This window comes from Streptomyces yokosukanensis (genome assembly GCF_001514035.1).
GTDB classification, from domain to species: Bacteria; Actinomycetota; Actinomycetes; order Streptomycetales; family Streptomycetaceae; genus Streptomyces; species Streptomyces yokosukanensis.
Window position 1 is genome coordinate 19,295 of record NZ_KQ948242.1, and the last position, 9,025, is coordinate 28,319.

6 protein-coding genes are annotated in these 9,025 nt (G+C 71.8%); 4 read left to right on the forward strand and 2 right to left on the reverse strand.

All coding sequences use genetic code 11. From position 1 onward, the window contains the following. Window positions 1-20 precede the first annotated feature (20 nt). The gene (locus tag AQI95_RS42405) at window positions 21-653 is read right to left on the reverse strand and encodes a response regulator (protein ID WP_079071958.1); all 633 of its coding nucleotides are present in this window, start codon (window positions 651-653) and stop codon (window positions 21-23) included. Further along, window positions 646-1,953: a sensor histidine kinase gene (locus tag AQI95_RS42410; RefSeq protein ID WP_244189079.1), complete on the reverse strand. Its 1,308-nt coding sequence runs from the start codon at window positions 1,951-1,953 to the stop codon at window positions 646-648. The genes AQI95_RS42405 and AQI95_RS42410 overlap by 8 nt, the downstream gene beginning before the upstream one ends. Before the next feature lie 27 nt (window positions 1,954-1,980). Between AQI95_RS42410 and AQI95_RS42415 the strand changes: the two genes are divergently transcribed. From AQI95_RS42415 to AQI95_RS42430, 4 genes are all read left to right on the forward strand, one after another. Next, window positions 1,981-2,703 carry a hypothetical protein gene (locus tag AQI95_RS42415; protein WP_208614410.1) on the forward strand — a complete coding sequence of 241 codons (723 nt, stop codon included), beginning with the start codon at window positions 1,981-1,983 and terminating at the stop codon, window positions 2,701-2,703. Window positions 2,704-2,743: 40 nt separating this feature from the next. Next, complete coding sequence (locus tag AQI95_RS42420; protein ID WP_067136634.1) at window positions 2,744-3,244, forward strand: PH domain-containing protein; 501 nt, start codon at window positions 2,744-2,746, stop codon at window positions 3,242-3,244. Continuing rightward, window positions 3,241-4,785, forward strand: coding sequence for a PH domain-containing protein (locus AQI95_RS42425; RefSeq protein ID WP_067136624.1), 1,545 nt, complete (start codon window positions 3,241-3,243; stop codon window positions 4,783-4,785). The genes AQI95_RS42420 and AQI95_RS42425 overlap by 4 nt, the downstream gene beginning before the upstream one ends. 265 nt (window positions 4,786-5,050) lie before the next feature. Then, on the forward strand, window positions 5,051-9,025 hold a 3,975-nt coding region (locus tag AQI95_RS42430), incomplete at its 3' end, for a type I polyketide synthase (RefSeq protein WP_159056714.1).

The following is a 9,025-nucleotide window of genomic DNA, read 5'->3' on the forward strand; positions in this document are numbered from 1 at the left end:
GGGGCGCCGGTCCGAGGCCGTCAGGACAGCAGGCCCCGCTCCAGGGCCGTGATCACCGCCGCCGTGCGGTCCGACACCGACAGCTTCTTGAACGCCCGCAGCAGATGCGTCTTCACCGTCGCCTCGCTGATGAACAGCCGCCGACCGATGTCCGCGTTGGTCAGGCCCTGCCGGACCAGCTGCAGCACGTCCCGCTCCCGCTCCGACAGCACCGGCGCCTCCACCACCCGTGCCCGGAACAGCTTCGGCGCCAGCGACGGCGTCAGCACCGTCTCGCCGCGCGCCGCCGCCTTCACCGCGTGCACCAGCTCCTCGCGGGAACTGCCCTTGAGCAGGTACCCGGCCGCACCGGCCTCCACCGCCCGCAGGATGTCCGCGTCGTCCTCGTACGTAGTGACGATGACGACCTTGGTCCCCGGTGACTCCCGCAGGATGTGGCCCGTCGCCGTCACCCCGTCCATCGCACCCATCCGCAGGTCCAGCAGGACGATGCCCGGCCGCAGCCGCGCCGCCAGGAGCACTGCCTCCTCGCCCGAACCCGCCTGCCCCACGACCCTGATGCCCTCGTCCAGCTCCAGCATCGCCGACAGGCCCTCCCGGACCACCGGATGGTCGTCGACCAGCAACACCCCGATCGGCCCGCGCTCACTCACCGGCCGACTCCTGTCCCACCGGGCCCAGCGGCACCAGCACCTCGATGACCGTGCCCGTACCCGGGCCGCTGCTGACCTCTGCCATTCCGCCGATCTCCTCCACCCGGGCGCGCATCCCGCGCAGCCCGAAGCCGCTCTGCCCGCCGTCGCCCTCCGCGTCCCGCGGGGCGTCCGGCGAGGTGTCCACCGCGAAGCCGGGGCCGTCGTCGCGGACCACGAGCCGTACCGCGTCCGGCGCGTACGCCACCAGCACCTCCACCCTACGGGCGCCCCGCGCGTGCTTGCGCACATTGGCGAACGCCTCCTGTGCGGAGCGCAGCAGCACGACGCTCACCGCCATCGGCAGCGGCTGCTCCTCGCCCCGCGCCGTGCACCGCACCACCAGACCCGTCTCCTCCTGGAGCAGGTCCGCCTGCCGGCGTACGGCCTGCACCAGCGAACTCTCCCGCAGCGGCGGCGGAGTCAGCGCCGAGACGAAACCACGGGCCTCCGCCAGACTGTCCTGGGCGACCCGCCCGGCCAGCCCGAGCCGGCTGCGGGCCCGCTCCGGATGGGCGACCACGTCCGAGTCGGCGGCCTGCACCAGCCCGATGATGCTGGTCAGGCTCTGCGCCAGCGTGTCGTGGATCTCCCGGGCGAGCCGCTCCCGCTCCGCGGAGATCCCCGCCTGGTGCGACAGCCGCGCCTCCCGCTCACGGCTGCGCCGCAACTCGCCGATCAGCGCCGCCCGGTCGGCGCTCTGCCGCACCACCCGTGTGATCCACAGCCCGAGCAGCACCGACAGCGCGATCCCGAGCAGCGAGATCGGCAGCACCGACAGGATGTGCGGATCGAACTCCCCGCCCCGCAGCCACACCACCGTCACCGGCCACACGTTCGCCAACACCACCAGCACGATCGCGGGCGGCGTCGACAGGCTCATCATCAGCATCGGCACGACCGCGAACAGCGCGAAGGAAGCCGCCAGATCGAGCAGACCGGCCGTGGCGAACAGCACGAACAGCCCGACGGAGAACACGACGCTCCGCCGGTCCTTCGACCGGTTCATCATCAGCCGCCGCCCCAGCCCCGCGTACCAGGGCACCATCAGGGTCAGCGCACCGACGGACAGCGCGCGGTGGGCCTGGCTCTCGACGGAGGTGAAGAGCAGAATGACGGTGACGAGGTACGAGATCGCGAAATAGCCGTCCCACAGGCCGAACCAGCGGCTCCCGGAATCGGGGCCGTAGTCCGCGGCCGTCCGCGGGTCCGGCCCCTCACCCTTCGGCCCTGCCTGCGTCTCCTCGGGGTGTATGTGCACGGCACCAGTCCTACCACGCCCCCGCACGTGTCCGTCGATCGGTGGACAGCCGGTCCCACCGATCGGCCGTCCCGCCGCCCGCAACGCCCCGCCTACCGTGGAAACCAGGAAGGAACGACGGACTTCGAGGACAGCGGAAAGGGCGGGTTCGGGCACGTGGGCCAGTTCACGACGGCACTCATCACCTGCGGGTCGATCCTGGGTGTCATCCTTGCGACCGACTCCGGCAACCGGCGGATCACCGCCGTGAGGACCGCCGCCCCCACACTGGTGGCCGTCCTCGCCGTCGCCGTCTGCGTGGACTCCTTCCCGACGTCGGGCAACGACATGTCGCTGCACCTCGCCGGGATCGGAATCGGGGCGATCTGCGGCCTCGTCGCAAGCTCCCTGCTCGGCGCCCACAGCGACCAGGCCGGGGACATCCGCAGCACCGGCGGACCCGGACACGCGGCGGTCTGGATCCTGGTGTGCGCGGGCCAGATCCTCTTCGCCTACGGGTGCGAGCACTGGTTCGCCGCACGCATGACCCGGTTCACCACCGACTACCAGCTCAGCGGCAGCAACGTCCTCATCAGCGCGCTCGCCCTGATGTCGCTGTCGATGGTGACGGCCCGCACCGCGGTGCTGCAGTCCCGGCTGCGCGCCGTCCGAGCCGCGACCGCCCCCGCCCCCGTCGCCGCAGCAGCGACCGACGACGACACCGATGCCGATGCCGGCCGCGCTCACCGGCGACAGCGCGGCACGCGTTGACGGCGACGATCCACGACCGCTCAGGAACAAGGGTGAAGCAGTGCTAGACAACCAAGAACTGAGGCTCCGTCCGCCTCGCCACCGCGTCGAGAGCCGCGCCATCGGCTGGTGGACCCTCCAGTCGTCCCTCTTCGCCCTGCCGCTGCCACTCGTCTTCGGCGTGCTCTGGCTCACCATCGCACCGGCCCGCTTCGTCTTCGGCCCGCTCTTCCTCGTCGCCCTCGTCCCCGGCCTCCTCTACATGGGTGTCATGCCGATGTGGCGCTACCGGGTCCACCGCTGGGAGGCGACCGACGAGGCCGTCTACGCCGCCTCCGGCTGGCTCTGGCAGCGCTGGCGGGTCGTCCCCCTCTCCCGCGTCCAGACCGTCGACATGCTCCGAGGCCCGCTCCAGCAACTGTTCAAGCTTTCCGGGATCACCGTCACCAGCGCCTCCTCCGCAGGCGCCGTGAAGATCAAGGGGCTCGACCACCGGACCGCCACCGAACTCGTGGAACACCTGACCCGGTCCACCCAGGCCGTACCCGGAGACGCCACATGAGCCTCGACAGCACGGCGCCGCACATCACCGGGGGGACCTCGGACGGCACCTGGGGACGCCTCAACCCCCGCCTGATCCTCGTCAACCTGAGCGTGGTGGTCGCTCCCTTGGCCACCTTCGGCGCCACCACCGCCCTCAGCGGCGGCAAGGTCACCCTCCAGGTCCTGATCACCTGCGCCTCGTTCCTCATCACCTGCCTCGTCATCGCCGGCATCAGCCTGATGCGGTACTTCACCACCCGCTACCGGATCACCGGCGACCGCGTGGAACTCCACAAGGGGTACTTCTTCCGCAGCGAGCGCTCCGTCCCCGTCGACCGCATCCGCAGCGTCGACCTGACCGCCAACCCCCTCCACCGGATCTTCGGCCTCACCTCCCTGAAGGTCGCCACCGGCCACCAGGGCTCCGCCTCCGGCGGCCTGTCCCTGGACGGCCTCGCCCTCCACGACGCCACCGCGCTCCACCGGCAACTCAGCGAACTCCGCCAGGCCCGCCACGGCCTGGCCCCCGCCGACCCCGGCACCGACACCACCGTCGCCGAACTCGACTGGGCCTGGCTGCGCTACGCCCCCCTGACCCTCTGGGGCGTCGGCGGCGTCTTCATCGCCGTCGGAAGCGTCTACCGCACCCTGCACGAGATGAAGATCGACCCGCTGGAACTCGGCATCGTCAAGGACATCGAGGCACACTTCGGCTCAGTACCCCTCTGGTACGGCATCCTCGTCACCCTGCTGGTCCTCATCCTCATGGGCGTCGTCGGCTCCACCGCCACCTTCATCGAGGGCTGGAGCGGCTACCGCCTCGACCGCGACGAACCGGGCATGCTCCGCGTCCGCCGCGGCCTGCTCATCACGCGCTCGGTCAGCATCGAGGAACAGCGCCTGCGCGGCGTCGAGGTCGCCGAACCCCTGCTGCTGCGCTGGGCCCGTGGCGCCCGGGTCAAGGCCGTCGCCAGCGGCCTCGGCGACGAGGACGAGAACAGCAGCCGCAGCCGCCTCACCCCGCCCGTCCCCGTCGCCCTGGCCCGCGAGATCGCCGCCGACGTCCTCGACGAGACCGTCTCCCCGACGACCGCCGCCGATCTCGCCGCCCACCCCCGGACCGCCCTGCGGCGCAGGATCAACCGCGCTCTGATCTGGGCCGCCCTGCTCGCCGCCCCGTTCATCGGCCTCGGCCTGTGGCTCACCCCGGTCCTCGTCCACACCGGCTGGATCACCGGCGTCATCCTGTTCCTGATCGGCACCGCCTTCGCCCACGACGCCTACCGCAGCCTCGGCCACGCCCTGCACGGCCCCTACCTCGTCACCCGGGCCGGCACCTTCACCCGCCGCACCGTCGCCTTCCAGCGCGACGGCATCATCGGCTGGTCGATCACCCGGTCCGCCTTCCAGCGCCGCGCCGGACTGCTCACCCTGGGTGCCGCTACCGCCGTGGGCAACGGCGTCTACAAGGTCCGCGATGTAGGGGTCTCCGACGGCCTCGCCCTCGCCGAGGAGGCCACCCCCGGCCTGCTGGCGCCGTTCATCGAACGCCGCCCCTAGACCAACTGGCGAACCCCCGGGAGGAGGCGCGGTCCCCGCGACCGCCCCTCCTCTGTTTTCCCCTTTCCCCGTCCGTAATTTATTCTTCGGAGTTCTTGCAATTTTCCGCGTGCCGGGAGCATCATGATTCGGTTGCGCCCGTAGAGGTATCCAAAACCCCTGTAAAGGCCCCCGCATAGGGGCCCCTAGGGGAGCGACAGGGGTTTCTGGGGCGACTCCTCCGTGCCAGGGTCATCACTGGTCTCAGGTTTCTGTGCACGGAGTGATGGAGCGCACGATGTTGAACGATTCCCAGGATTTCGCAGCCGAAATCGACGGCGCCTCCCATTCGGGCGGAACCCAGGGTGAAACCGACAGCATCAGTGCCGCCGACCTCCGGGAAGACTGGCGCCAGCGGCTCGCCGGACTGACCTCGGGCGAACAGCACACCGAGCTCCTCGACTGGGTCTCCTCGCTGGTCACCGCCGCCCTGCGCGACTCCGCGCCCGCCACCCTCGACCCGCATCGCTCCTTCCTCGACCTCGGCTTCGACTCGCTCGCCGCCGTCGACCTGCACGCCCGGCTTGTCGCCGGAACGGGCCTGCGCCTGCCCGTCACACTGGCCTTCGACCACCCCACCCCGGACCACCTCGCCCGCCGGATCCACACGCAACTGCTGGGACTGACCGCCCCCGCCGAGGCCCCCGTCACCGCCGCGATCAACAGCGATGAACCGATAGCCATCGTCGGCATCGGCTGCCGATTCCCCGGCGGCGTGCATTCCCCCGAAGCGCTCTGGGAACTCTGCGCCGACGGCGCCGACGCCATTTCTGAATTCCCCACCGGACGCGGCTGGAACCTCGACTCCCTGTACGACACCGACCCCGACCAGTCCGGCACCACGTACACCCGCGAAGGCGGATTCCTCCACGACGCCGACGAATTCGACGCCGCGTTCTTCGGGATATCCCCGCGCGAGGCCCTCGCCATGGACCCGCAGCAGCGCCTGCTGCTGGAGACCTCCTGGGAAGCCTTCGACCGGGCCGGCCTCGACCCCGCCGGACTCCGCGGCGGCCAGGTCGGCGTATTCGTCGGCGCCGAGACGCAGGAATACGGCCCCCGCCTCGAAGACGCCGCGGACGGCTTCGAGGGCTACCTCGTCACCGGCAACGCCGCCAGCGTCGCCTCCGGCCGCATCGCCTACACCTTCGGCTTCGAAGGCCCCACGGTCACCGTCGACACGGCCTGCTCCTCCTCGCTCGCCGCCCTGCACCTCGCCGTCCAGGCCCTGCGCACCGGCGAATGCTCCCTGGCCCTCGCCGGCGGCGTCGCCGTCATGGCGAGCCCCGGCTCCTTCGTCTCCTTCAGCCGCCAGCGCGGTCTCGCCCCGGACGGCCGCTGCAAGCCCTTCGCGGCCGCCGCCGACGGCACCGCGTGGGGCGAGGGCGTCGGCATGCTGGTCGTCGAACGCCTCTCCGATGCCCGCCGCAACGGCCACCAGGTCCTGGCCGTCGTCCGCGGCACCGCGATCAACCAGGACGGCGCCAGCAACGGCCTGACCGCCCCCAGCGGCCCCGCCCAGCAGCGCGTCATCCGTCAGGCCCTCGCCAACGCCGGACTGACCGCCGCCGACGTGGACGTCGTCGAAGCGCACGGTACGGGTACGCGACTGGGCGACCCGATCGAGGCCCAGGCGCTGCTGGCCACGTACGGGCAGGACCGCGCGGGGGACCGGCCGCTGTGGCTCGGCTCGCTGAAGTCGAACATCGGCCACACCCAGGCCGCCGCGGGTGTCGCCGGCGTCATCAAGATGGTCATGGCGATGCGGCACAGGGTGCTGCCCAAGACCCTGCACGTCGACGAGCCGACCCCGCACGTCGACTGGGAGGCCGGAGCCGTCTCCCTGCTGACCGAGGCCGTGGACTGGCCGGCCTCGCCCGACGCCCCGCGCCGGGCGGGCGTCTCGTCGTTCGGCATGAGCGGCACCAACGCCCACGCCATCATCGAGGAGCCGGAGGCCGCGACAACAAGCGCGCCGCAGGACGACTCCGCCGCCGGGCAGGAGGCGGCGCAGCTGCCCGGCCCGCTGCCCTTGGCCCTGTCCGCCAAGAACCCCGAGGCCCTGCGCGCCGCGGCCCGCCGCCTCGGCGACTGGATCGACACCCACCCCGACGCCGCTCCCCTCGACCTCGGCCACTCCCTCGCCACCACCCGAGGCCGCTTCGACCACCGCGCCGTCGTCCTCGGCGACGACCGCACCGCCCTCCAGCACGCCCTGCGCGCCCTCGCCCACGGAACCGATGCACCCGCCGTCGTCCACGGCACCCCGGCCACCGGCCGCTCCGCCGTCCTCTTCACCGGCCAGGGCAGCCAACGCCTCGGCATGGGCCGCGAACTGTACCTGTCCCACCCGGTGTTCGCGGACGCCCTCGACAACGCCGCCTGGTACCTGGACGAGCAGCTCGAACTCCCGCTGCTCGACGTCCTGTTCGCCGCCGAAGGCACCCCCGCTGCAGCCCTCCTGCACGAGACCGCCTACACCCAGCCCGCCCTCTTCGCGATCGAGGTGGCGCTGTTCCGCCTCGTCGAGTCCTGGGGACTGCGGCCGTCGCTCGTCGCCGGTCACTCCGTCGGCGAGATCGCTGCCGCGCACGTCGCGGGCGTCTTCTCGCTGGAGGACGCGTGCGCGCTGGTGGCTGCGCGCGGCCGCCTGATGCAGGCGCTGCCGGGTGGTGGCGTGATGATCGCCGTCCAGGCGTCGGAGGACGAGGTCCTGCCGCTCCTGACGGCGGACCGGCTCAGCGTCGCCGCCGTCAACGGACCACAGGCCGTCGTGATCGCCGGCGACGAGGACGCGGCCGTCGCCGTCGCCGAGGCCTTCGAGGCCCAGGGCCGCAAGACCAAACGCCTCACCGTCAGCCACGCCTTCCACTCCCCGCACATGGACGGCATGCTCGACGAGTTCCGCCGCGTCGCGCAGGTCCTGGAGTACGGCACCCCCACCCTGCCCGTCGTCTCCCTCCTCACCGGCACCACGGCCACCGCTGCCGAACTGGCCGACCCCGAGCACTGGGTCCGGCACGTCCGCGACGGCGTCCGCTTCCTCGACGGCGTCCGCACGATGCGGGCCCGTGGCGCCGACTCCTTCCTTGAACTCGGCCCCGACCCCGTCCTCACGGCCATGGCCCAGGACTGTCTCCCCGCCTCCACCGACACCCGGGACACCACGGCGGTGGCACCCGTCTTTGCCGCCGGACTGCGCTCGGGCCGTCCCGAGGCCGCCACCCTGCTCGACGCCGTCGCCCGGATGTTCGTCCAGGGCGCGGACGTGGACTGGTCCGCCTTCTACGCCGGTACGGGCGCGCAGCGGGTGGAGCTGCCGACGTACCCCTTCCAGCGTCGGCGGTACTGGATGAACGCCCGCCCCGAGGCCGCCGGGCAGACCGCCGCCGGGCCGCGCGGGACGGACCCCGCCGACAGCGAGTTCTGGGACGCCGTCGAGCACGAGGACGTGGCCGCGCTGGCCGCCGCCCTCGAATTGGACACGGACGGCGACCAGCCCCTGAGCGAGGTGGTACCGGCCTTGTCGGCGTGGCGCCGCCGGGTACGGACCCAGTCCGAGGTGGATGGCTGGCGTTATCGGGTGTCGTGGAAGCCGCTGACGGCGGTGTCTGCCGGTGTGTTGGATGGTGAGTGGCTGGTCGTGGTGCCGGCTGCGGGTGTGGATGACTCGGCTGTGGTGGAGGCGCTGGCTGGGTGTGGCGCTGGGGTGCGCCGGGTTGTGGTGGAGCCGGGTACGGATCGTGCGGGGCTGGCCGATCTGCTGGCTGGTGCTGGTGCTGGTGCTGGTGCCGGTTCGGTGGCTGGTGTGGTGTCGTTGCTGGCGTTGGATGAGGCTGCGGGTGTTCTGCCGACGGCTGCCCTGGTCCAGGCGCTGGGTGACGTCCGGGTGACTGCGCCGTTGTGGTGTGTGACCCGTGGTGCGGTGAGTGTGGGTCGTTCGGACACGTTGGTGTCTGCGGTTCAGGCGCAGGTGTGGGGTCTGGGTCGGGTGGCGGCTCTGGAGGTTCCGGAGCGTTGGGGTGGTCTGGTCGATCTGCCGGAGGTGTGGGACGAGCGGGCCATGGGCCGGCTGGTTGCGGTCCTGGGTGGGGTCGAGGACCAGGTGGCTGTGCGGTCTTCTGGTGTGTTCGGTCGTCGTCTGGTGCGCGCGGCCCGGGCCGAGGGTTCCTGGTCTCCGTCGGGGACGGTTCTGGTGACC

Bases quoted from the DNA above. Each gene is read 5' to 3' on its own strand.
- AQI95_RS42425 (WP_067136624.1), top strand. From the start codon at position 3,241: ATGAGCCTCGACAGCACGGCGCCGCACATCACCGGGGGGACCTCGGAC.